Raw genomic sequence first — 22,087 nt, 5'->3', positions numbered from 1 at the left:
CGGTTATGTTGTCGAAACAGACACCGCTTGGCATCTATGAAAAAGCGCTCCCCGCCGGGGAGTGCTGGCTGGAACGCCTGCGTCTGGCAAAAGAGCTGGGTTTTGATTTCGTTGAAATGTCGGTGGATGAGACCGACGAACGGCTGTCGCGTCTCGACTGGAGTCGCGAGCAGCGTTTAGCGCTGGTGGGCGCGATTGCGGAAACCGGCGTACGCGTGCCGTCGATGTGTCTGAGCGCGCATCGCCGCTTCCCTTTGGGTTGCGAAGATAACGACGTTCGCAATCAGGGGCTGGAGATTATGCGTAAAGCTATCCGCTTTGCGCAGGACATCGGCATCCGGGTGATCCAACTGGCGGGATATGACGTCTATTACCAGCAGGCGAATGACGAAACGCGTCGACGCTTTCGCGATGGCCTGAAGGAGAGCGTGGAAATGGCCAGCCGTGCGCAGGTCACGCTGGCGATGGAGATCATGGATTACCCGCTGATGAACTCCATCAGTAAGGCGCTTGGCTATGCGCACTATCTGAATAACCCGTGGTTCCAGCTTTATCCAGATATTGGCAACCTGTCAGCGTGGGATAACGACGTACAGATGGAGCTACAGGCAGGGATGGGGCATATCGTTGCCGTACACGTAAAAGACACGAAGCCCGGCGTCTTTAAAAACGTCCCCTTCGGTGAAGGTGTTGTCGACTTCGAGCGCTGTTTTGAAACGCTGCGCGAGAGTGGCTACTGCGGCCCGTATCTGATTGAGATGTGGAGTGAAACCTCAGACGACCCGGTGCGTGAAGTGGCAAAAGCGCGCGATTGGGTGAAGGCCAGAATGGCCCGCGCTGGACTGGTGGAGGCGGCATAATGCTACAGCTAAAACAGCAGGTATTCGACGCCAATATGGATTTGCCGCGCTACGGTCTGGTGACCTTTACCTGGGGCAACGTCAGCGCTATCGACCGTGAACGCGGTCGGGTAGTGATTAAACCGAGCGGCGTAGCGTATGAGGCTATGACCGTGGATGACATGGTGGTCGTGGATATGGACGGTAACGTGGTGGAAGGGCACTATCGTCCTTCCTCCGATACCGCGACGCATCTGGCGATGTACCGCCGTTACCCATCGCTCGGCGGCGTAGTGCATACCCACTCGACTCATGCGACAGCGTGGGCGCAGGCCGGTCTGGCGATCCCCGCGCTCGGCACTACCCATGCGGACTACTTCTTTGGCGATATTCCCTGCACCCGCGCGTTAACAGAGGCTGAAGTTCAGGGGGAATATGAGCTGAATACCGGCAAGGTGATCATCGAGACGCTGGGTGATGTCGAACCGCTGCATACGCCGGGAATTGTGGTGTACCAGCATGGCCCATTCGCCTGGGGGAAAGATGCGCACGACGCGGTGCATAACGCGGTGGTGATGGAAGAGGTGGCGAAAATGGCGTGGATTGCGCGCGGTATCAACCCAGCGCTTAGCTCGATTGACAGCTACCTGATGAATAAACACTTTATGCGTAAGCATGGGCCGAATGCCTATTACGGGCAGTGATCTAGAAGCCTGATAATGCCTGATGGCGCTACGCTTATCAGGCCTACAGGACCTGGAACGTAGCCCGGCCAAGCGAAGCGCCGCCGGGTTCTCCCCGGAGTCGGCTACCAAAAATGTGCTCCGGGATTTGTACACCTTCGGGATGTTACTGGTCTGATTCCGGAGCCTTTTTACGGCAGGCGTTCTTCGCCCTCGGGGTGGGGGCGAAGAACGATGCACGGGATTAGCGATACAGCGCAGCGCTCGCGTGGATCAAACCGTTGCTTCCGGGTTCATGTATCAGGATAGGCTGGAAGTATTTTGCCCCCTGAGCATCGCTCTCCTGACTGAGCGCCTTATCGGCCTCTTGCTCAGTGGCGATATTATGGTTGATATAGATAACCCCCAGGCTCTGTACATCGTCCATGTTACGTGCCTGATGGCCATCGATCTTAATGGCGGCCTGTGCGCTGACGCTAACCAGTAGCGCAGCCAATGCGGCAATGACGATAGTTTTCATACTCGACTCCTTACTGACAGTCCTGACGCTAACGCGGGGGCTCTCCTCTTGTTGTGGTTGACTACTGATGTAATTGTAATCGGTTTTTGACTGCTGTATGGCGACCTTTTCTGATGCTGTTGTTCAAAAAAATGCCGCATTTGGGGCTGTTTAATTTTAAATCACTGACTTAGACCGACTTTGCCTTTTGTGTGAACTTTTTGTGCAATTCACTTGAGTTTCCTGGGGGGGGCAAGTATTATTACGCGTCATTTTTCAGCCGACCTTTAACACGTTCCTTGCCTCCATGGGCCTCGGCTGACCCAGACAGGAGGCTGAATAATCCGTAAGGAGCAATTCGATGCGTCATTACGAAATCGTTTTTATGGTCCATCCTGACCAGAGCGAACAGGTTCCGGGTATGATCGAGCGCTACACTGGTGCAATCACTGCAGCAGAAGGCACGATCCACCGTCTGGAAGACTGGGGCCGTCGTCAGCTGGCTTACCCGATCAACAAACTGCACAAAGCTCACTACGTTCTGCTGAACGTTGAAGCGCCGCAGGAAGTGATCGATGAGCTGGAAACTAACTTCCGCTTCAACGATGCCGTTATCCGCAGCATGGTTATGCGTACTAAGCACGCTGTTACCGAAGCGTCTCCGATGGTTAAAGCGAAAGACGAGCGTCGTGAACGTCGCGATGATTTCGCAAACGAAACCTCAGATGATGCTGAAGCTGGGGATTCTGAAGAGTAATTTCTGATGACCAATCGTCTGGTGTTATCCGGCACAGTGTGCAGAACACCGCTTCGCAAGGTCAGCCCATCAGGAATTCCTCATTGCCAGTTCGTGCTTGAGCATCGTTCTGTGCAGGAGGAAGCCGGCTTTCACCGGCAGGCGTGGTGCCAAATGCCCGTTATTATTAGCGGACAAGAGAACCAAGCCATTACTCACAGTATAACGGTCGGTAGTGCAGTCACCGTTCAGGGTTTTATCTGTTGCCACAAAGCAAAGAATGGCCTGAGCAAAATGGTTCTGCATGCCGAGCAGATTGAATTGATAGATTCTGGAGACTAGCCATATGGCACGTTATTTCCGTCGTCGCAAGTTCTGCCGTTTCACCGCGGAAGGCGTTGTTGAGATCGATTACAAAGACATCGCAACGTTGAAAAACTACATTACCGAAAGCGGTAAAATTGTCCCGAGCCGTATCACCGGTACTCGTGCAAAATACCAGCGTCAGCTGGCTCGCTGCATCAAGCGCGCTCGCTACCTGTCCCTGCTGCCGTATACCGATCGTCATCAGTAATCGGCCGCCGTCTATTAACGACTTTAAGAGGATAAGGTAATGCAAGTTATTCTGCTTGATAAAGTAGCAAACCTGGGCACCCTGGGTGATCAAGTTAACGTTAAAGCGGGCTACGCTCGTAACTTCCTGGTACCACAGGGCAAAGCTGTTCCTGCTACCAAGAAAAACGTTGAATTCTTCGAAGCACGTCGTGCAGAACTGGAAGCCAAACTGGCTGACGTTCTGGGCGCTGCAGAAGCTCGTGCTGCACAGATCGTAGCACTGGAATCAGTAACCATCGCGTCTAAAGCTGGCGACGAAGGTAAACTGTTCGGTTCCATCGGTACTCGCGACATCGCTGATGCAGTTACTGCAGCTGGCGTTAAAGTTGCTAAGAGCGAAGTTCGTCTGCCGAACGGCGTTCTGCGTACTGTTGGCGAGCACGAAGTGGACTTCCAGGTTCACAGCGAAGTATTCGCTAAAGTTATCATCAACGTTGTTGCTGCTTAATCAGCAATCCACGTTTTGATAACAACAAACCGCCGGCCTTGTGCCGGCGTTTTGCTTTTTAGGCCCACCACTTTTCGACTGGCTATCTTTCATCCTTTTCGCGATAATCAAAAAATTAAAACAATATTTTAATTTTTGGTAAAAGAATGGAAACTCTGCGCCAGCATCCTCTGTTTTCCCGCAAAAACATCGTTTATCTCTGCGCTGCGTTCTGCTGTCTACTTTGGGGAAGTGCTTACCCGGCGATTAAGAGCGGATATGAACTGTTTCAGATTGCCACTGATGATATTCCGACCAAAATCGTCTTTGCGGGCTACCGTTTCCTGTTTGCCGGGCTGATATTGCTCCTGCTGGCGATGGCACAGCGCAAGCCTATTGCTCGCCTGAGCGCGCGTCAGTTTGGCCAGCTAAGCCTGCTGGGACTCACCCAGACCTCGCTACAGTACATCTTCTTCTACATTGGCCTTGCTTTCACCACCGGGGTGAAAGGGTCAATTATGAATGCCACGGGTACCTTCTTTAGCGTCCTGCTGGCGCACTTTATCTATCAGAACGATCGGCTGAGCTATAACAAGACGCTGGGCTGTATTCTCGGCTTTGTCGGGGTGATGGTGGTGAACTTCAACAGCGGGCTGCTGGACTTCAGCTTTAGCCTGGGCGATGGCTCAGTGGTGCTGGCGGCGTTTATCCTGTCGGCGGCTTCGCTGTACGGCAAGCGCATCTCCCAAACGGTCGACCCGACGGTGATGACCGGTTACCAACTGGCGCTGGGCGGTTTGGCATTGGTGGTTGGTGGCTACCTGAGTGGCGGCACACTCACCTTCCACGGCTTCTCGTCGGTGGCGATTCTTGGCTATCTGACGCTGCTGTCGTCGGTGGCCTTTGCGCTGTGGAGTATTCTGCTCAAGTACAACCGCGTGGGAATGATTGCGCCGTTTAACTTCCTGATCCCGGTATCCGGTTCGGTACTGTCGGCGATTTTCCTTGGGGAAAATATTCTCGAGTGGAAATACGCGCTGGCGCTGGTGCTGGTCTGTTCGGGGATTTGGTGGGTGAACAAGGTGAAGCGGTAATGCCTGATGGCGCTGCGCTTATCAGGCCTGCGTTCACGTTTTTGTAGGCCGGATAAGGCGGAGCCTCCATCCGGCAATTTGCGCGCTTAACGCGCGCGAATAAAACTACCGTCCTGCTGGCGAGTGAACAGCACCTGACCGTTGTCAGATTCGATGGTTAACCCGGTAACCACACCGTTGGCGTTCTTACGAATCTGCACTTTCTGGCCGTTCTTCAGGTTACTCAGCGGTTTACCAGCCCCCTCAACCTGCGCCATGGCATAGACATCGGTTGGCGGCAGATTATTGTCGCGGAAAAGCTGCGCCAGCGTTTTACCGGCTTCAACCTGATAGGTGCGCCAGTCGCTGCTGCTGCGGCTCTCCTGATAGGGCTGAGTTCGCGACGGCGCGGCCTGCTGTTCGCTCTGCTGCTCTTCCTGCACCGGTTCCGGCGCAACAGGGGCAACCTGATCTAAATCGTTAGACGGCGTGACCAACTGGGCGTGCAATGGCTGAGCGTCAGGCTGTGGCGTTTGCGACTGTGACTGGAAGTCCAGCTGTGCGGAGCGAGTCACCTGAGGTGGGGGGCTGTCGTCAGCGGAAGGCAGCAGGAAGCCGATGATAATAGCCAGTGCCGCAACAATCACGCCGCGACGGTGGGCTGGCGGCAGCGGGTCCAGGATGCGAAGATCGTCCGGCGCATGCCAGATTTTCACCAGCAAAGGTTTAATTTCAAATCTCGCGGGCATGGCTCTCCTCCTGCTCCGTGTCGATGCTATCCAGTATAGATGGCTAACTGCCTGATGAACGTGGCAAAGCGCACTTTCATCATATCCTATAGGCAAAACTTATTGTTTCTTTTTCCCGGTAATTTGTCATCTTTCCTGACACAAAGTTTTACCCTGTGCGGCGTGGCTGCTATGCTGCCCGCTACTTTATACCCGAAGAAAGGAAAGACGATGGCCACCCCGACTTTTGACACTATTGAAGCACAGGCAAGCTACGGTATCGGCCTGCAGGTAGGGCAGCAACTGAGCGAGTCCGGTTTGCAGGGTTTACTGCCGGAAGCACTGGTTGCCGGTATCGCCGATGCGCTGGAAGGCAAACAGCCTGCTGTGCCGGTAGACGTTGTTCATCGCGCGCTGCGTGAAATCCACGAACGTGCTGATGCAGTACGTCGTGAGCGTTTTGCGGCGATGGCCGAAGACGGCGTGAAATATCTGGAAGAAAACCGTGAGAAAGAAGGCGTAAACAGCACCGAATCCGGTCTGCAGTTCCGCGTTCTGACCCAGGGCGAAGGCGCAATCCCAGCGCGTACCGATCACGTTCGTGTGCACTACACCGGTAAGCTGATTGACGGCACCGTATTCGACAGCTCCGTTGCGCGCGGCGAACCAGCAGAATTCCCGGTTAACGGCGTTATCGCTGGCTGGATTGAAGCACTGACCCTGATGCCGGTTGGTTCTAAGTGGGAACTGACTATCCCTCATAGCCTGGCCTACGGCGAGCGCGGCGCGGGTGCTTCCATCCCTCCGTTCAGCACCCTGGTGTTCGAAGTCGAGTTACTGGAAATCCTGTAATCCTCGCACTTATCCTCTCTTCGTCCGGGGAGAGGATACAAACTCCTGAAGTTAGATATATGTTGGGATTTAATCTTGCAAATACAGCAATTGCGTGTATTTTTGTGAGCTGTTTCCCATAGGTGAGGTGATATAACACTCACTTTAAACATAAAATTAACATTATATTTAAATCATAGTATTCATCCCTCCGATTCTTACCTAATATCGAGGCATCCTATTGATAGGATCGTCTTGCATGACGACATAAAGGGCCAGTAGAGCCCGCACAACACAGACAGAAACAACAGGAAGAAAATCACATGGTTGATCAGATCAAGGTCGCTGCTGCCGAAGGGCAGGAGCCGGCTGAACAATCGCTACGGCGAAACCTCACAAACCGACATATTCAGCTTATTGCTATCGGCGGGGCCATCGGCACCGGGCTGTTTATGGGATCGGGCAAAACTATCAGTCTCGCTGGGCCCTCGATCATCTTCGTTTATATGATCATCGGTTTTATGCTTTTCTTCGTGATGCGCGCGATGGGTGAGCTGCTGCTCTCCAACCTCGAGTACAAATCGTTTAGTGACTTTGCGGCCGACCTGCTTGGCCCATGGGCCGGGTATTTTACCGGCTGGACCTACTGGTTCTGTTGGGTGGTGACCGGCATGGCGGACGTCGTCGCCATTACCGCCTACGCGCAGTTCTGGTTCCCCGGACTATCCGATTGGGTGGCTTCGCTGGCGGTGGTTGTCCTACTGCTGAGCCTGAACCTTGCCACCGTGAAGATGTTCGGTGAGATGGAGTTCTGGTTTGCGATGATCAAAATCGTCGCGATTGTGGCGCTGATTGTTGTCGGCCTGGTGATGGTGCTGATGCACTTCAAATCACCGACCGGCGTAGAAGCCTCGTTTGCCCACCTGTGGAATGATGGCGGCTGGTTCCCGAAAGGCATCAGCGGCTTCTTTGCGGGCTTCCAGATAGCGGTCTTCGCCTTCGTGGGGATTGAGCTGGTGGGCACCACCGCGGCGGAAACTAAAGACCCTGAGAAATCCCTGCCACGCGCGATTAACTCGATTCCCATCCGTATCATTATGTTCTACGTGTTCGCGCTGATTGTGATTATGTCCGTGACCCCGTGGAGCTCAATCGTGCCTGATAAGAGCCCATTTGTTGAACTGTTCATGCTGGTCGGTCTGCCGGCGGCGGCGAGCATCATCAACTTCGTGGTGCTGACTTCTGCGACTTCCTCCGCCAACAGCGGCGTGTTCTCAACCAGCCGTATGCTGTTCGGTCTGGCGCAGGACGGCGTAGCACCAAGCCTGTTCGCGAAGCTTTCCAAGCGTGCAGTACCGGCAAAAGGGCTGACCTTCTCCTGTATCTGCCTGCTGGGCGGCGTGGTGATGCTGATGGTGAACCCAAGCGTGATTGCGGCCTTCACCATGATCACCACCGTATCGGCGATTCTGTTTATGTTCGTCTGGACGATTATTCTGTGTTCTTACCTGGTCTACCGTAAGAAGCGTCCGCACCTGCATGAAAAATCGATCTACAAAATGCCGCTGGGCAAAGTGATGTGCTGGGTCTGCATGGCGTTCTTCGCCTTCGTTCTGGTACTGCTGACCCTGGAAGCGGATACCCGCGAAGCGCTGATGGTAACGCCAATCTGGTTCATCGTGCTGGGGCTGGGTTGGATGTTCCTGCGTAAGAACAAGCTGGCTAAGTAAGAGAATTTCCCCCTCACCCTAACCCTCTCCCCAAGGGGGAGAGGGGACCGCTCGGTGCGGTTTTCTCCCTCGCCCCTCTGCGGAGAGGGCCGGGGTGAGGGGAAACGACACAAAGCGCCCATCGTGGCGCTTTCTTCGTTTTTGAGCCCCACCTCTACGTCCCCGCTTTCTTTACGTGCTACTTTCCCCGCCACAAACAAAAAGCGTATGGAGATGAAATGCGTCAGAGAACGATAGTCTGCCCGGTGATTCAAAACGAGGGCGAATACCTGCTGTGCAAAATGGCCGATGACCGCGGCGTTTTCCCAGGGCAGTGGGCGATTTCCGGTGGCGGCATGGAGCCGGGTGAAACCATGGAAGCAGCGCTGAGACGCGAAATAAAAGAAGAGCTGGGTGACGCGCTGGAGATTATCGAAGTGAAACCGTGGACCTTTCGCGATGACGTGCGGGTGAAAACCTACGCCGACGGAACCACCGAGCAAATCTACATGATTTATCTCATCTTCGACTGCGTGAGCGCCAACCGGGATATTACGTTTAACGAGGAGTTTCAGGAGGTCGCCTGGGTAAAACCCGAAGCGCTGGCCGACATGGATCTCAACGTCGCTACGCGAGAAACCTTCCGCCAGAAAGGGCTGCTGTAAAAAAAACGCCTCCCGCAGGGAGGCGCTTAGCCATCTTATTCGCCTTTGAGCGCGCGTGGGAACAGCACGTTATTCTCGAGGCTGATGTGCTCCATCAGGTCGTCGATCATCTCGTTGATGCCGTTATACATCGCTTTCCAGGTGGTGCAGGCTTCCGGTGGAATGGTGACGTTCTGCGTGGTGTGCTTGATCACTTCCAGCAGTTCACCTGCCTCGTCATGCTCGCTTTCCATCACGCTGATAGGCCCCATCGCCTGGCTGCCCATGCCCTGTTTGATCATCGGGAACAGGATCTGCTCCTCTTTCATCATGTGGCTGGAAAGCTCCTGATGCAGCATGGTCAGGTATTTCGCCAGGCCTTTTGGCACATTCGGTTTGTCGGCGTGTACACGTTCGACTTTGGTGGCTTGCAGAATCAGCTCCGGCAGTTGCTCGCGGTGACGGTCGTGGTAACGCACGATGATGTGGTCGATGATTTCGGCCAGCGGTGCAACGCGCCAGTCTTTTTCCACAGGCTGTTCGGCCAGTTTTGCCAGTTCAGCTTCAATCACGGCAACGTCCAGCGCTTTGCGGTCCGCCGCACGGGCTAGAGTCTGCTTACCGCCGCAGCAGTAATCCATATCGTATTTACGGAACAGCGCGGATGCGCGTGGGATGGAGAGCGCCAGCTCGCCTAATGGTTGGTCGCGAAAGGCCATAGCAGTTACCTCGTCATCAATAATATAAGATGTATTTTAAATGCATCTTTAAATCGAAGATATACCCCTTTATAGGCAGTGGAATTAAGTGATGGCTGTCACAAAAAATTATTCCGCTTTAACGTGCTGAATCTTATTAAGAATGCCTCTGGTAAGACCTGAATCGATTAAACAAGCGCGTGGCGCTGCCGATAGTGAGACTTCAGACCACCTGCACTTAAAGGCAAAAGATGTTTAAAAGAATAAAAGTGATTACCGTACTGATTGTCGTGCTGGTCGCGCTGGGCGCGATGCAGCTGATTTCGGCGGGCGTATTCGTCCGTGCGCTGAATAACGACAAACAGAATTTTAACGTTTCGCAGCTCTCCAGCCAGAACGTGGCGGAGTTTACCGATGCGTGGATTAGCCTCAACCAGGCCCGTGTTACCCTCAACCGCGGCATGCTGCGTCTGCAGGGGACCATGGCAAGCAGCGTCAACGGCGGCGAACTGAAAACGCTGGTGGACACGGCGAATAATCTTTTGGCTGACGCGAAGCGTCACTACGACAAATATTACGCGCTGCCGGAAACCCCAGGGCTGGACGGCCATTTGTCGGATAGCCTTGAGAAACAGTACGGCATCTATTCCGCGACGCTTGCGCGCATGAATGAACTGCTGGCGGAAGGCAAGCTGGAAGAGATGTTCAAGCAAAATGCCGAGCAGAAACAGCAGGCGATGCAGGCGGTTTATCTGGACTGGCGTGCGGCGCAGGCCGCGCTGACCACCGCAGGGGTTAAACAAAACGAAAGCGACTACGTGCGGATTCTTTGGAGCCTTGGGGTGATGCTGGCGCTGGCGCTGGCGGTTATTGTGGTGAGCTGGGTGGCGATGCAGCGCGTGCTGCTGAAGCCGCTGCATCAGGTGATGGACCACATTCGTCATATTGCCGAAGGCGACCTGACCAACAATATCAACACCGAAGGCAGCAACGAAATGGCGCTGCTGGCGCGTAACGTCAACGACATGCAGCAGTCGCTGGCGAAGACGGTCGGCGTGGTTCGCGAAGGAGCGGACACCATCTACACCGGTGCGGGCGAAATTTCTGCAGGCAGTAACGATCTTTCTTCGCGCACCGAGCAGCAGGCGGCCTCGCTGGAGCAGACTGCCGCCAGCATGGAGCAGTTGACCGCGACGGTGAAACAAAACGCCGACAACGCGCGTCAGGCCACTCAACTGGCGCAGAACGCCTCTGAAACCGCGCAGAAGGGCGGAAACGTGGTCGACGGCGTGGTGCGTACCATGGACGAGATTGCCGCCAGCTCCAGCAAAATTGCCCAGATCACCAACGTCATCGACGGCATCGCCTTCCAGACCAACATTCTGGCGCTGAACGCGGCGGTAGAAGCGGCGCGAGCCGGTGAACAGGGGCGCGGCTTTGCCGTGGTTGCCGGTGAAGTCCGCACGCTGGCGCAGCGCAGCGCGCAGGCCGCGAAAGAGATTAAAGGGCTGATTGATGACTCGGGCAACCGCGTCAGCGCCGGTTCTGCGCTGGTGCACGAAGCCGGTGAAACAATGGCAGAGATCGTCAACGCCGTTACCCGCGTCAGCGACATTATGGGCGAAATCGCTTCCGCCTCCGATGAGCAAAGCCGCGGCATTGACCAGGTGGGCCAGGCGGTTGCCGAGATGGACCGCGTCACCCAGCAGAACGCCTCGCTGGTGGAAGAGTCCGCCAGCGCCGCATCAGCGCTGGAAGAGCAGGCAGCGCGCCTGAACGAGACGGTGGCGGTATTTAAAATCTCCCGCCAGCAGTCGATGCAGAAAGCGCCAGTGAAGAAAGCCTCCGTGCCAACGGCGAAAGCCGCGCCGCTCAACGAAGCGAACTGGGAAACCTTTTAAGTCACCGCGAGCACATTGCCGGATGGCGGCGTGAACGCCTTATCCGGCCTACAAACGGCTCTGCCCCTGTAGGCCTGATAAGCGCAGCGCCATCAGGCATCCCCCGAAACCGGCATCACCGCCGGTTTCTGCGGTTTTGACCGCACCGCAATCACCACGCCGATTACCAGCAGCGTAATCCCGCTCAGCGTCAACATTGGCGGCATCTCCTGGCGCAGCAGGAAGGTGTACAGCAACCCCGCCAGCGTTTCAAAGACAATCAATGGCCCAAGGATCACCGTCGGCAGCCGCTGGCTCGCCACGTTCCAGCACAGCGCGCCCACCCACGAACAGAGCACGGCAATCGCAATCATCAGCCCGATAAATACCGCCGGTCGCGGGCCGAAAGGCAGCGCGAAATCCGGCGTCTGGACGTTGAGCCACAGGCAGGCAGCGACATAGCCGATAACGGAAACCGGCAGCGTCACCAGCGCCTGTGCGGTGGCCCACATCAGCGGCGGCTGGTGCGGGTTTTCTCGCAGCCAGCGGGCGTTACGTAGGGCATACCATGCCCAGCACACCACCGACACGCTCGCCAGCGCAATCCCGGAGCCGTAGCGCCAGCCGCTGAAATCCGGCAAACCCTGGCGCAGCTCGGCGATATTCACGCACAGCAGCCCGATGCCAATCAGCACCAGCGCGGGCATCAGCCGCATCCACGACAGCTTACCGTCGCGCTGGCTATAGAGCAGGTTGGCGAAAATCGGGATCACCACCGGCAGCGTGGCGATGATCATTGTTGAAACCGGCGCACCGGTGCGCTGAATTGCGCTGGCAAGGCAGACGTAATAGATAAGGTTGCCGACCATGGTCAACCCCAGCGCCGTCCACCAGTCCTGACGCGTTAACTGGCGCAAACGCACGCGGCCAAGCCACGCCAGCGGCAGGGCAATCAGCCCCAGCGCCAGATAGCGCCCCATCGACTGCAACACCGCCGGGTAATCCGGCACGATTAACGGCCCGACAAAAATCAGCCCCCACATCAAACCCGCTAACAGGGCATACAGCACACCGCTAATCATCATGACTTCCACTTCTGTTAAACATGCACAAAAGTGTAGGAGGGGAAAAGCGTGCAGTATTGTATGAGATTGCTGATTAGCGACGGACAACCTGTTTTTGGTAGCGCACCGGGGTAATGCCATAGCGCTGGGTAAAGGCGCGGGTGAGGTGCGACTGGTCGGTCAGCCCGGTTGCGGCGGCGACTTCAGCGGCGGGCATGCCGTGGGTCAGAAACTCTTTAGCGCGCCATAAGCGTACGGCCATCAGCATCTGGTGCGGTGTAACGTGGAAATGGGCTTTGAACTGGCGCTGGAAATGCCACGGGCTCAGCGCCGCGACGTTCGCCAGTTCGTCGAGGGTAATCGGGTGCATGTAGTTGTCATAGAGATAGTCGCGCACGTGGGCAAAGCGGTGCGCCCCTTCCGCCAGCACCGGTGCATGACAGGCCAGCGGCTGGAAGGTGTCTATCATATCGAGCAGTAGCCCTTTTTGCGCGAGTGGGTCGTCGGTATGCCACAGGGCGTGGATCTGGCGGCCAATCAACAACGAGCGCTGCGGGTCGTGGCGGGTGACGTCGTCAAACCACCAGTGGCGAATGCCGATGACCTCTTCGAGCAGGTCGGGCTGAAGATAAATCATCCGATAACGCCAGCCGTCGGCGGTTTCCGCCTCGCCGGTGTGCAGTTCGTCAGGGTTCATAGTGACAACCGAGTGGACCGGTGCAACGTGCTGGGTACCGCGATAGCGAAAACGCTCGGCTCCGGCTTCAATGACGCCGATGCCAAACGCTTCGTGGGTGTGGGGTTCAAAGGCGTAACGGGAGATATGCGCATGATAAAGCTCAACGCCCGGCACCTGCGCCAGATGGCGAAAGCGGGCGCTGTCTTTCTCATCGCTGAACTGTTCTGGTACGCCTTGCACGTGATGTTTCCCCCTGGACCATTCTTTTATTATCAGAGATGGCCCGCGGGGGCGCTACCACATTTAACCGATTTTTAACGATTACAGGATGCCTTTGACGCTCTCAGCAAGCGGCGTGGTTGGGCGGCCAATCAGTTTGCTCAGGGTGTGACTGTCGTCGAACAGGCCGCCTTTTGACGCGCCAACGTCAGAGTCCGCCAGCATGTCAGCCAGACCGGCAGGCAGGCCAACGCTTTTGAGCGCGGCGGCGAAATCGGCCTGGCTCAGGTTCTGATACACTACTTTTTTACCGCTCTGTTTTGCCAGCTCAGCGGCCAGTTCGCTGAGCGTCCAGCCGTGGTCGCCCGCCAGCTCGTAAACCTTCCCAGCATGACCTTCTTCAGCGATGACGCGCGCGGCGGCAGCGGCGTAGTCAGCGCGGGTAGCTGAGGCAATTTTGCCTTCACCGGCCGCACCGATAAACACGCCGTGTTCCAGCGCAGGCGGTGCGCTCGCCAGGTAGTTTTCGGTGTACCAGCCGTTACGCAGCAGCGCATAAGGAATGCCGGAATCAGCCAGCATCTTCTCGGTTTCAACGTGTTCTACGTGCAGGCCCAGCGGGGATTTATCAGCGTGCAGCAGGCTGGTGTAGGCGATGAATTTCACGCCCGCAGCTTTGGCGGCATTGATGATATTACGGTGCTGCGGTGCGCGCTGGCCGACTTCGCTGGAGGAGATAATCAGCAGCTTGTCCACGCCCTGCAGGGCTTTGGTCAGCGCCGCTTCGTCGCCGTAATCGGCCTGACGAACGACGATCCCTTTCTGGCTCAGCGCTTCGGCTTTCGCCGGGTTGCGGACGACGGCAACCAACTGGTTAGCGGCGGTGGTGTTGAGCAGGTTAGTAATGACGTGCTGGCCGAGTTGGCCGGTGGCTCCGGTAATGGCGATCATGGGGCTTCTCCTTCGTATTCGTATGGTGTTGTGGTAAGCTAACACCTTAACTAACTTTTAGTAAGTACGTACAAAAAGGTAAGTATGAAAGAAATAAATCCGACGCTGACGCAAAAGCTGCGCAACGGCAATCTGTTTGCCGAAAGCTGCCCTTCGCGGGACGTGCTCAAACACGTGACCAGCCGTTGGGGCGTACTGATTCTGGTGGCGCTGCGTGAAGGTACGCATCGCTTTAGCGACCTGCGCCGCAAGATGGGCGGGGTCAGCGAAAAAATGCTCGCCCAGTCGCTGCAGGCGCTGGAGCAGGATGGTTTCCTCAACCGCATCTCTTACCCGGTGGTCCCGCCGCACGTTGAGTATAGCCTGACGCCGCTGGGGGAAGAGGTGAGTGAGAAGGTGGCGGCGCTGGCGGACTGGATTGAGGTGAATTTGCCGACGGTGATGGCGCAGCAGAACCCGGCGTCGGCGTAAACGCCTCGGCCGGGCTTCGTTTGCCGGATGGCGCTGCGCTTATCCGGCCTACCATGCTAACTCGCGCGTAGGCCGGGTAAGGCGTAGCCGCCACCCGGCAGGTCTTTTACTTACTCAAATCGAGCTGATAAATCGCAAACCCAATATCATCCGTCGCTACCTGCTTCATCGGATACTGCGCTTTCTCTTTGATAAACGCCGCGGCTTTTTCTGACGGTGAGGTTTCAAAGCGGATATCCAGTTTGGTATCGCTGTGAATCGGTGCCAGACGCCAGTTGTTGTCCGCCGCTGGGTGAATTTCTCCGGCTTTCTTCGACTGCTCGCCAATCCATGCCGCCAGTACCGAACGGTTTTCATCCGGTGACGCAAAGGCAATATGCGCATCGCCGGTGCCCGCGAACTTACCGCCGTAAGCGCGATAGTTGTTGGTGGCGACGAGGAACGTGGCGTTCGGATCGATAGGCTTGCCGTTAAAGGTCAGATTCTTGATGCGCTCGGATTTCGGATTAAGGCTCTGGCATTCGCCGTCGTAGCGCGCCGGTTGGGTCACATCGACCTGATAATCTACGCCATCGATAATGTCGAAGTTATAGGTGCGGAAACCGTCCCAGTTAATCAGCGATTGTGGCTTGCTGCTGTGTGGGTCAATCTGGTTGAACTGCCCGGCCGAGCACTCCAGCCACTCTTTCACTTCTTTACCGCTGGCTTTCACCACCACCAGGGTGTTTGGATAGAGATAGAGGTCGGCGGCGTTGCGGAAGGTCAGTTGACCTTTTTCCACTTCAACGTAGCTTGCCGGGTCGTTCTTACGTCCGCCGACTTTAAACGGTGCGGCGGCAGACAGCACCGGCAGTTTTGCCAGATCCGGGTCGCCCTGAATAAAGTGCTCAACGTAGGCCTTCTGCGCCATGTTGACCACCTGCACGGTTGGGTCGTCCTGCACCAGCGCCAGGTAGCTGTACATATTGTCGGAGGACTTGCCAATCGGCTTGCTGACGAACTCGCGGGTGGCGTCGTGATCGGCCTTCAGCGCATCAACCAGTTTGTGGTCTTCCGCTGCCAGTGATTTTTTCGCGACGGCGTCATAGATTGGGCGAGCCTGAGCCTGCGCGGAAGTCACCTGCCACTTGCCGCTGTCGTTGTTCAGCACCAGGTCAACCACGCCAAGATGGTCGCCCCACATCCCCGGCATCACCGCTGGAATACCGTTAAGCGTGCCTTTTTCGATATCCGCCCCTTTGATGCTGGCGAAATCTTTGCTCGGGAAAACTGCATGCGCGTGGCCAAACATAATGGCATCGACGCCCGGCACCTGGCTTAAGTAATAGACGGAGTTCTCCGCCATTGCCTGATACGGATCAGCGGAGAGGCCGGAGTGGGCAATCACCACCACCACGTCGGCACCCTTGGCGCGCATCTCCGGCACGTAGTGACGCGCGGTTTCGGTGATGTCGTTCACCGTCACTTTACCGCTTAGATTGGCCTTATCCCAGGTCATGATCTGCGGCGGCACAAAGCCGATATAGCCAATCTTCAGCGTTTGCTTGTGACCGTCTTTATCGACAACCTCTGTCTCTTTAATCAGATATGGCGTAAACAGCGGCTTTTTGGTCTTAACGTCGATGATATTGGCGTTAACGTACGGGAATTTAGCTCCCGCTAGCGCTTTGTGCAGGTAATCCAGCCCGTAGTTGAATTCGTGGTTACCGAGGTTGCCGACGCTGTAATCGAGCAGGTTCATGGCTTTATAAACCGGGTGAACGTCGCCCTGTTTCAACCCTTTGGCCGCCATGTAATCGCCCATTGGGCTGCCCTGAATAACGTCACCGTTATCGACCAGTACGCTGTTTTTCACTTCGTCGCGAGCGGCATTAATCAGGCTCGCGGTGCGCACCAGGCCGAACTTCTCGGTGGCGGTATCTTTGTAGTAATCAAAATCCATCATGTTGCTATGTAAATCAGTGGTTTCCATAATGCGGAGATCCACCGTGGCGGCATTCACGCTGGCGGCAATCAGCGTCGCCAGAAGCGTTGCGCTAAACTTGATCATCAGAGGCATCCTTTTTTTAGATCTGACACACAGATTTAAATGTATTTGTATTCTGTTACTTACGAGGATGTGAATCATGCCAGAAAAGCGTGACAGGAAATCGGTAACGGTTCACAGATATCCGGACGATGATGGGAATAGCAGAATTAACGGCGATGCGATATAAATAAAACAATAAGTTAACGCCACTGTAATCTCAACGAGGTGGAGAATGTTAGAACAAGTCTGTCAACTCGCGCGCGACGCGGGTGATGCCATTATGCAGGTGTATGACGGAAAGCAGCCGCTGGACGTCACCAGCAAGAAAGATGATTCCCCGGTGACGGCGGCCGATATCGCGGCGCACCATGTCATTATCAAAGGGCTGAAGGCGCTGACGCCCGACGTGCCGATTCTTTCTGAAGAGGACCCGCCGGGCTGGGATGTACGCCAGCACTGGCAGCGCTATTGGCTGGTGGACCCGCTCGACGGCACCAAAGAGTTCATCAAGCGCAACGGTGAGTTCACGGTTAACATTGCGCTGATTGAAAACGGTAAAGCGGTGCTGGGCGTAGTATTCGCACCGGTACTCAAGGTGATGTACAGCGCGGAAAACGGCAAAGCGTGGAAAGAAGAATGCGGCGTGCGTAAGCAGATTCAGGTGCGTGACGCGAACCCGCCGAAAGTAGTGGTGAGCCGTTCGCACTACGCCAACGATGACGAACTGAAAGAGTATCTGCAGCAGTTGGGTGAACACGACACCGCGTCTATCGGCTCGTCGCTGAAGTTCTGCCTGGTGGCGGAAGGCGAAGCGCAGCTTTACCCGCGCTTCGGGCCAACTAATATCTGGGATACCGCCGCAGGGCACGCGGTGGCTGCTGCTGCCGGTGCACACGTCAACGACTGGCAGGGCAAAACGCTGGATTACACCCCGCGTGAATCGTTCCTGAACCCCGGCTTCCGCGTCTCTATTTTTTAATTCAGTAGCTTATGCAGCAGGGCAACCACCTGCTGCACTTCTTCCTGCGTCAGCGCGCCATCTTTGGCCCACTGAACCCGTCCCTCTTTGTCCAGTACCACAATCGCCGAACTGCCTTCATCCAACTGCCAGGCTTTGCGCACCAGACCATCGCTGTCGACAATAAACTGTGACCAAGGGTAGAGCTTCTTATTACTTTCGATGCTGCTGCGCACGAAGATAGAGGAGCCCGGAATCGCATCATCAGTGTTAACAATTGTGGTGGTCTGGTAGCGGTCATGCGGCAACTTAGCGGCTTTTATCGCCTCGACCAGCGTCGCATTTTTCTCTTTTGCCGATGAACGCCCGGCAATATGTTGCACGACTCTCACTTTCCCAGGTAGCTGCGCGCTGTTCCAGTTTTTATAGCTAAACTTATCATTATCGAGAATGAGTTCGCCGCGATCCGCCACGCCAACCGGCGAAACGCGCTGTCCGTTTGTAAAGTTATGTGCGGTTGCCATTAACGGCATTAACAGGAATGAAACCGCCAGAAGGGTTCGTAGGGTCATGGTTTTTCCTTTTTATATGCAGGTGATCCGACCACTTGGCCGATAGCTTTAATCATATGTGCGATCTATGTTTTTTTCCCGCAAAGGCGGTGCCAGTTTGTGGAGGAACGCACACAATCTCCCGAAATCGAAGGCTTATACTGTGTTCGTCGTATAGCTGAAAAGAAAGTTCTGAATTATTGTAATAAAAAGGTAAATAAGGGCCTCTATGATAGAGGTCCTCTGTTGTTATGGACTATAGTTAACAAGTACTTCACTTTGCGCCCCGGAGCGTTGAGCCAAATGTGGACAACAAGGGCGTAGTACTTGCAGGAGATTAGAATGAAAATTTTCCAACGCTACAACCCGTTTCAGGTAGCCAAATACGTTAAGACCCTGTTCCGTGGACGGTTGTACATCAAGGACGTTGGCGCTTTTGAATTTGATAAGGGCAAAATTCTTATCCCAAAAGTCAGAGACATTCAGCACCTTTCTGTGATGTCTGAAGTTAACCGCCACGTGTTACGCCTACAGACTGACATGGCGTAATCAGAACACGATGCGGCAGAATTAAAAACGGCTCCCAATGGGAGCCGTTGATGTTTCTGGCACCGCCGTTTTACGCGCCGTGCTGTTCGCTTTCAGTGATATCCGACTGCTTCGGCACCAGTACCGTCGGCTTGTTATCAATGCGCGTCACCAGCAGCTGGTCGATGCGGTAGTTATCGATATCCACCACTTCAAACTTGTAGCCGGAGAACTTCACTGCGTCGGTACGTTTCGGGATTTTGCGCAGCATAAACATCATGAAGCCGCCGATGGTTTCATAGTTGTCCGACTGCGGGAAGTCGTCGATATCCAGCACGCGCATCACGTCATCAATCGGCGTACCGCCGTCAATCAGCCAGGAGTTCTCGTCACGGGCAACGATTTGCTCTTCCAGCCCCTGACCCACCAGGTCGCCCATCAGGGTTGTCATCACGTCGTTAAGAGTGATGATCCCTACCACCAGCGCGTATTCGTTCATGATAACCGCGAAGTCTTCCCCGGCGGTTTTGAAACTTTCCAGCGCCTCAGAGAGGGTGAGGGTGTCCGGTACAATCAGCGTATTGCGGATCTGCACGCCGCTGTTCAGCGCCATGCTCTGGTTAGCCAGCACGCGGTTCAGCAGGTCTTTGGAGTCGACGTAGCCAATGATGTGGTCAATGTCTTCATTACACACCAGGAACTTGGAGTGCGGATGTTCGGCGACTTTGTTTTTCAGGCTTTGTTCGTCTTCGTGCAGATCGAACCAGATAACGTTCTCGCGCGGGGTCATGGACGACGGCACGGTACGGGATTCCAGCTCGAATACGTTTTCAATCAGCTCGTGCTCTTGCTTACGCAGCACGCCAGCCAGCGCGCCGGCCTCGACCACCGCGTAGATATCATCGGAGGTAATGTCGTCTTTACGCACCATCGGCAGCTTGAAGATGCGGAAGATGATGTTGGCCATGCCGTTGAAGAACCACACCAGCGGCCGGAAGACCGCCAGGCAGAAGCGCATCGGGTTGATGATACGCAAAGCCACGGCTTCAGGCGCAATCATACCGATGCGTTTCGGGGTTAAATCCGCGAACAGGATAAACATCCCGGTCACCAGCGAGAAGGAGAGGATAAAGCTCAGCTGCTCGGAGAGTTCCGCTGACATGTATTTTGAGAACAAGGAGTGGAAAGCGGGAGAGAAAGCGGCGTCGCCGACGATACCGCCGAGAATGGCAACGGCGTTAAGGCCGATTTGCACCACGGTAAAGAACATACCGGGGTTTTCCTGCATTTTTAAAACACGTAGGGCGTTGATATTGCCTTCATCAGAAAGCAGTTTCAGTTTGATCTTGCGTGATGCCGCAAGTGAGATCTCAGAGATAGAGAAGAACGCACTTACAGCGATCAGACAGAGTATGATTAATATACTGTTTAACATATCTTATCCAGCCCGTCGGGCCAGATCCTCGGAAGGGGAAGTTTATAAATCCGTGTGGAATACACATTGAAAACCGCCCCGTAGGTGATGGGGCGACAATTTCAGCGGTTAGTATAGCGTAAAGCACTGTAAAGCCGCCAGAGGTCACATTTTGTTTAGGTGGGGAGAGCGGTAGGCCGGATAAGCGAAGCGCCATCCGGCAATGCACGCGGGTTCTGCCGGATGGCGCTTCGCTTATCCGGCCTACGGTGTGACTGAGGTTATCCGCTGGTGGCGAGCGATTTACTCTTCTCGTGCCCTTTCGGCTTTGCGTCCCAGACCTCGTTATACGCATATCCCGTCAATGCCATAATCACCTGACGCGTCTCCGGATCGCAGTCCTCGGCATTCCCGCCGAGCTTGCGCCGCGCCACCTCTTTAATCAGCAGGCTGTGCGTTTTTTGCGTCAGCTTAAAGCGATAGGTCATGTAGAAGCTCACGGCCAGCATCCCGGCGGTGGCGAACACCATCAGGCCGATGATCGCGTGTAGCGCGCTGGCAGGCTGTGCGCCGCCGCCTTTCACGAAGCCGCTCTCCTCGAGCACAATACCAATCAGCATAATCGCCAGCGCGACGGTGCTTTTACGCGTCAGTACCATCACGCCCGCAAAGATCCCCTCACGGCGCTGGCGGGTGACAATCTCATCCACATCAGGGATAAAGCTGTAGATGTTCCAGGGAATGTAGTACAGCCCGGCTTTTGCCAGCCCCAGCAACACAAACACGGCGGAGAACAGCAGCGTCGGCACCTGCAAATTACCGATATAAATGATAAACAGGAACGCCAGCACCACCATAATACTGCCATAGGAAAGCCTTAGCGCCGCGGAAGGCGTGAGGTTAAATCTATTCATCAGCATCATAAAGCCGAAGGTGCCGGGAATCGAAACAAAAGCGGCAATACTTAATAGCCCGGAAACCATTTCGGTATCGTGGTGTAATGCGTAAACCACGTAATAGGTAAATACCGAACCAAAAACATCCATGGCGGTAAATGAACAAATATAAATCAGAATGTGCTGACGAAATATTCTTATTTTGAATGAAGATATAAGATCAATAACCAGGTATTTTAAATGGTTAAATAGGCCGCCGCCGCGTTGATTATCCGACTGGAATTCATATTCTTCGCGAACGTCTTTCGCTTCCCAGGTACAAGCCCAGGTGGTAAATACCGCGACGCAATAAATGGTCGCAAAAACAATCCCGGTTAAGGTGTAGGTGAATGAATTATCTTTACCGGTGTACTGCATAATAATACCCGGTACGGAAACCGCTAAAAAACCGCCGAGTGCGGAGCACATCATGCGCACGCCGGAAAGACGCGTACGCTCGCTAAAGCGGTTGGTCATTTCGGCGGATAAGGTTTCCCACGGCACCAGTACCATTGCAGAGAGCAGCTCGATGGAAAGATAGGTGCCCAGGTAGTACCAATAGTTCATGTCGGTAATCCACACCAGCGCGTAGAGAAACATCAGCGGCGAGCTTATCAACAGGAAAAAACGGCGACGGCCAAACTTGCGGCCAAGCCAGGTATTACCAAAGTTATCCGTGATATAGCCCATCACCGGACTCAAAATGGCATCAATAATACGAGCGATAGCAAATATTGACCCCGCTTCTAAAACGCTCAGGCCACAATAGGTGGTGTAAAAAAATAAAAGCCAGGTTCCTATAACGGCAAAGGCGCCGCCGCCAAATAAATCAGTGACGCCGTAGCCAATAGCGGTACCATAGCCAACGCGACGTTCAGTTGGTTTAACCATAATATTATTATTCCTGTACTGGTAGGGTGTCAGTG

At 54.9% G+C, this 22,087-nt stretch carries 24 protein-coding genes; 14 read left to right on the top strand and 10 right to left on the bottom strand.

What is annotated here, in order from left to right:
• Positions 1–5: 5 nt before the first annotated feature.
• Positions 6–860, top strand: a complete 855-nt coding sequence (locus ACH1XZ_RS17325) for an L-ribulose-5-phosphate 3-epimerase (protein WP_395596549.1) — start codon at positions 6–8, stop codon at positions 858–860.
• Positions 860–1,543, top strand: coding sequence for an L-ribulose-5-phosphate 4-epimerase (locus ACH1XZ_RS17320; RefSeq protein ID WP_395596548.1), 684 nt, complete (start codon positions 860–862; stop codon positions 1,541–1,543). Before ACH1XZ_RS17325 ends, ACH1XZ_RS17320 begins: the two co-directional genes overlap by 1 nt.
• Before the next feature lie 223 nt (positions 1,544–1,766).
• Here the strand turns inward: ACH1XZ_RS17320 and ACH1XZ_RS17315 are convergent, their stop codons facing one another.
• On the bottom strand, positions 1,767–2,042 hold the full coding sequence (locus tag ACH1XZ_RS17315; protein WP_395596547.1) for a YdgH/BhsA/McbA family protein: 276 nt from the start codon (positions 2,040–2,042) through the stop codon (positions 1,767–1,769).
• A 340-nt stretch (positions 2,043–2,382) separates the two neighbouring features.
• On the opposite strand from ACH1XZ_RS17315, the gene rpsF reads away from it, so the two are divergent.
• From rpsF to ACH1XZ_RS17290, 5 genes are all read left to right on the top strand, one after another.
• The gene (gene rpsF / locus ACH1XZ_RS17310; protein ID WP_035893279.1) at positions 2,383–2,778 is read left to right on the top strand and encodes a 30S ribosomal protein S6; all 396 of its coding nucleotides are present in this window, start codon (positions 2,383–2,385) and stop codon (positions 2,776–2,778) included.
• A gap of 6 nt (positions 2,779–2,784) precedes the next feature.
• Positions 2,785–3,099, top strand: coding sequence for a primosomal replication protein N (gene priB, locus ACH1XZ_RS17305; protein ID WP_035893276.1), 315 nt, complete (start codon positions 2,785–2,787; stop codon positions 3,097–3,099).
• Between the two features lie 4 nt (positions 3,100–3,103).
• Positions 3,104–3,331, top strand: coding sequence for a 30S ribosomal protein S18 (gene rpsR, locus ACH1XZ_RS17300; RefSeq protein WP_002210155.1), 228 nt, complete (start codon positions 3,104–3,106; stop codon positions 3,329–3,331).
• Between the two features lie 39 nt (positions 3,332–3,370).
• Positions 3,371–3,820, top strand: coding sequence for a 50S ribosomal protein L9 (gene rplI, locus ACH1XZ_RS17295; protein WP_035893274.1), 450 nt, complete (start codon positions 3,371–3,373; stop codon positions 3,818–3,820).
• 146 nt (positions 3,821–3,966) lie between these two features.
• Positions 3,967–4,893 carry a DMT family transporter gene (locus tag ACH1XZ_RS17290; RefSeq protein ID WP_395596546.1) on the top strand — a complete coding sequence of 309 codons (927 nt, stop codon included), beginning with the start codon at positions 3,967–3,969 and terminating at the stop codon, positions 4,891–4,893.
• A gap of 86 nt (positions 4,894–4,979) precedes the next feature.
• Here ACH1XZ_RS17290 and ACH1XZ_RS17285 read toward each other — a convergent pair whose 3' ends face one another.
• Positions 4,980–5,621 carry a LysM-like peptidoglycan-binding domain-containing protein gene (locus tag ACH1XZ_RS17285; RefSeq protein WP_395596545.1) on the bottom strand — a complete coding sequence of 214 codons (642 nt, stop codon included), beginning with the start codon at positions 5,619–5,621 and terminating at the stop codon, positions 4,980–4,982.
• 210 nt (positions 5,622–5,831) lie between these two features.
• On the opposite strand from ACH1XZ_RS17285, the gene fklB reads away from it, so the two are divergent.
• The 3 genes from fklB (at position 5,832) to nudI (ending at position 8,805) form a co-directional block, all read left to right on the top strand.
• Positions 5,832–6,452: an FKBP-type peptidyl-prolyl cis-trans isomerase gene (fklB, locus tag ACH1XZ_RS17280; protein WP_035893271.1), complete on the top strand. Its 621-nt coding sequence runs from the start codon at positions 5,832–5,834 to the stop codon at positions 6,450–6,452.
• Between the two features lie 302 nt (positions 6,453–6,754).
• Entirely contained in the window at positions 6,755–8,161 is a 1,407-nt protein-coding gene (gene cycA, locus ACH1XZ_RS17275; RefSeq protein ID WP_395596544.1) for a D-serine/D-alanine/glycine transporter, read from the top strand.
• Positions 8,162–8,379: 218 nt separating this feature from the next.
• Entirely contained in the window at positions 8,380–8,805 is a 426-nt protein-coding gene (nudI, locus tag ACH1XZ_RS17270; RefSeq protein WP_395596543.1) for a nucleoside triphosphatase NudI, read from the top strand.
• 35 nt (positions 8,806–8,840) lie between these two features.
• Here nudI and ytfE read toward each other — a convergent pair whose 3' ends face one another.
• Positions 8,841–9,503 carry an iron-sulfur cluster repair protein YtfE gene (gene ytfE / locus ACH1XZ_RS17265; RefSeq protein ID WP_395596542.1) on the bottom strand — a complete coding sequence of 221 codons (663 nt, stop codon included), beginning with the start codon at positions 9,501–9,503 and terminating at the stop codon, positions 8,841–8,843.
• A gap of 230 nt (positions 9,504–9,733) precedes the next feature.
• On the opposite strand from ytfE, the gene ACH1XZ_RS17260 reads away from it, so the two are divergent.
• Entirely contained in the window at positions 9,734–11,383 is a 1,650-nt protein-coding gene (locus ACH1XZ_RS17260; RefSeq protein WP_395596541.1) for a methyl-accepting chemotaxis protein, read from the top strand.
• A gap of 92 nt (positions 11,384–11,475) precedes the next feature.
• Here ACH1XZ_RS17260 and ACH1XZ_RS17255 read toward each other — a convergent pair whose 3' ends face one another.
• The 3 genes from ACH1XZ_RS17255 to ACH1XZ_RS17245 all read right to left on the bottom strand — a co-directional run bounded on the left by ACH1XZ_RS17255 (position 11,476) and on the right by ACH1XZ_RS17245 (position 14,275).
• Positions 11,476–12,444, bottom strand: a complete 969-nt coding sequence (locus ACH1XZ_RS17255; protein WP_395596587.1) for a DMT family transporter — start codon at positions 12,442–12,444, stop codon at positions 11,476–11,478.
• A 76-nt stretch (positions 12,445–12,520) separates the two neighbouring features.
• Entirely contained in the window at positions 12,521–13,345 is an 825-nt protein-coding gene (locus ACH1XZ_RS17250; RefSeq protein WP_395596540.1) for an AraC family transcriptional regulator, read from the bottom strand.
• A gap of 81 nt (positions 13,346–13,426) precedes the next feature.
• A complete protein-coding gene (locus tag ACH1XZ_RS17245; protein WP_395596539.1) occupies positions 13,427–14,275 on the bottom strand; it encodes an SDR family oxidoreductase in 849 nt (282 codons plus the stop codon).
• Positions 14,276–14,359: 84 nt separating this feature from the next.
• Here ACH1XZ_RS17245 and ACH1XZ_RS17240 point away from each other — a divergent pair, with 84 nt between their 5' ends.
• On the top strand, positions 14,360–14,746 hold the full coding sequence (locus ACH1XZ_RS17240; protein WP_395596538.1) for a winged helix-turn-helix transcriptional regulator: 387 nt from the start codon (positions 14,360–14,362) through the stop codon (positions 14,744–14,746).
• A gap of 106 nt (positions 14,747–14,852) precedes the next feature.
• Here ACH1XZ_RS17240 and ACH1XZ_RS17235 read toward each other — a convergent pair whose 3' ends face one another.
• On the bottom strand, positions 14,853–16,796 hold the full coding sequence (locus ACH1XZ_RS17235; RefSeq protein WP_395596537.1) for a bifunctional 2',3'-cyclic-nucleotide 2'-phosphodiesterase/3'-nucleotidase: 1,944 nt from the start codon (positions 16,794–16,796) through the stop codon (positions 14,853–14,855).
• Positions 16,797–17,007: 211 nt separating this feature from the next.
• On the opposite strand from ACH1XZ_RS17235, the gene cysQ reads away from it, so the two are divergent.
• The gene (gene cysQ / locus ACH1XZ_RS17230; protein ID WP_395596536.1) at positions 17,008–17,754 is read left to right on the top strand and encodes a 3'(2'),5'-bisphosphate nucleotidase CysQ; all 747 of its coding nucleotides are present in this window, start codon (positions 17,008–17,010) and stop codon (positions 17,752–17,754) included.
• On the opposite strand, the gene ACH1XZ_RS17225 is transcribed toward cysQ, so the two are convergent.
• Positions 17,751–18,305, bottom strand: a complete 555-nt coding sequence (locus tag ACH1XZ_RS17225; RefSeq protein WP_395596535.1) for a YtfJ family protein — start codon at positions 18,303–18,305, stop codon at positions 17,751–17,753. The genes cysQ and ACH1XZ_RS17225 overlap by 4 nt on opposite strands.
• 321 nt (positions 18,306–18,626) lie before the next feature.
• On the opposite strand from ACH1XZ_RS17225, the gene ACH1XZ_RS17220 reads away from it, so the two are divergent.
• Complete coding sequence (locus ACH1XZ_RS17220) at positions 18,627–18,833, top strand: DUF1107 domain-containing protein (RefSeq protein ID WP_035893246.1); 207 nt, start codon at positions 18,627–18,629, stop codon at positions 18,831–18,833.
• 70 nt (positions 18,834–18,903) lie between these two features.
• Here ACH1XZ_RS17220 and paeA read toward each other — a convergent pair whose 3' ends face one another.
• Both paeA and ACH1XZ_RS17210 read right to left on the bottom strand, forming a co-directional pair.
• Positions 18,904–20,247, bottom strand: a complete 1,344-nt coding sequence (gene paeA / locus ACH1XZ_RS17215) for a polyamine export protein PaeA (RefSeq protein WP_395596534.1) — start codon at positions 20,245–20,247, stop codon at positions 18,904–18,906.
• A 260-nt stretch (positions 20,248–20,507) separates the two neighbouring features.
• Positions 20,508–22,052 (bottom strand): MFS transporter, encoded by a 1,545-nt coding sequence (locus ACH1XZ_RS17210; protein ID WP_395596533.1) that lies wholly within the window; start codon positions 22,050–22,052, stop codon positions 20,508–20,510.
• Positions 22,053–22,087 lie beyond the last annotated feature (35 nt).

Origin of the sequence: Kluyvera chengduensis (genome assembly GCF_044197065.1) — a bacterium.
GTDB lineage: Bacteria > Pseudomonadota > Gammaproteobacteria > Enterobacterales > Enterobacteriaceae > Kluyvera > Kluyvera ascorbata_C.
This window is presented reverse-complemented; position numbering and strand designations above follow the sequence as displayed.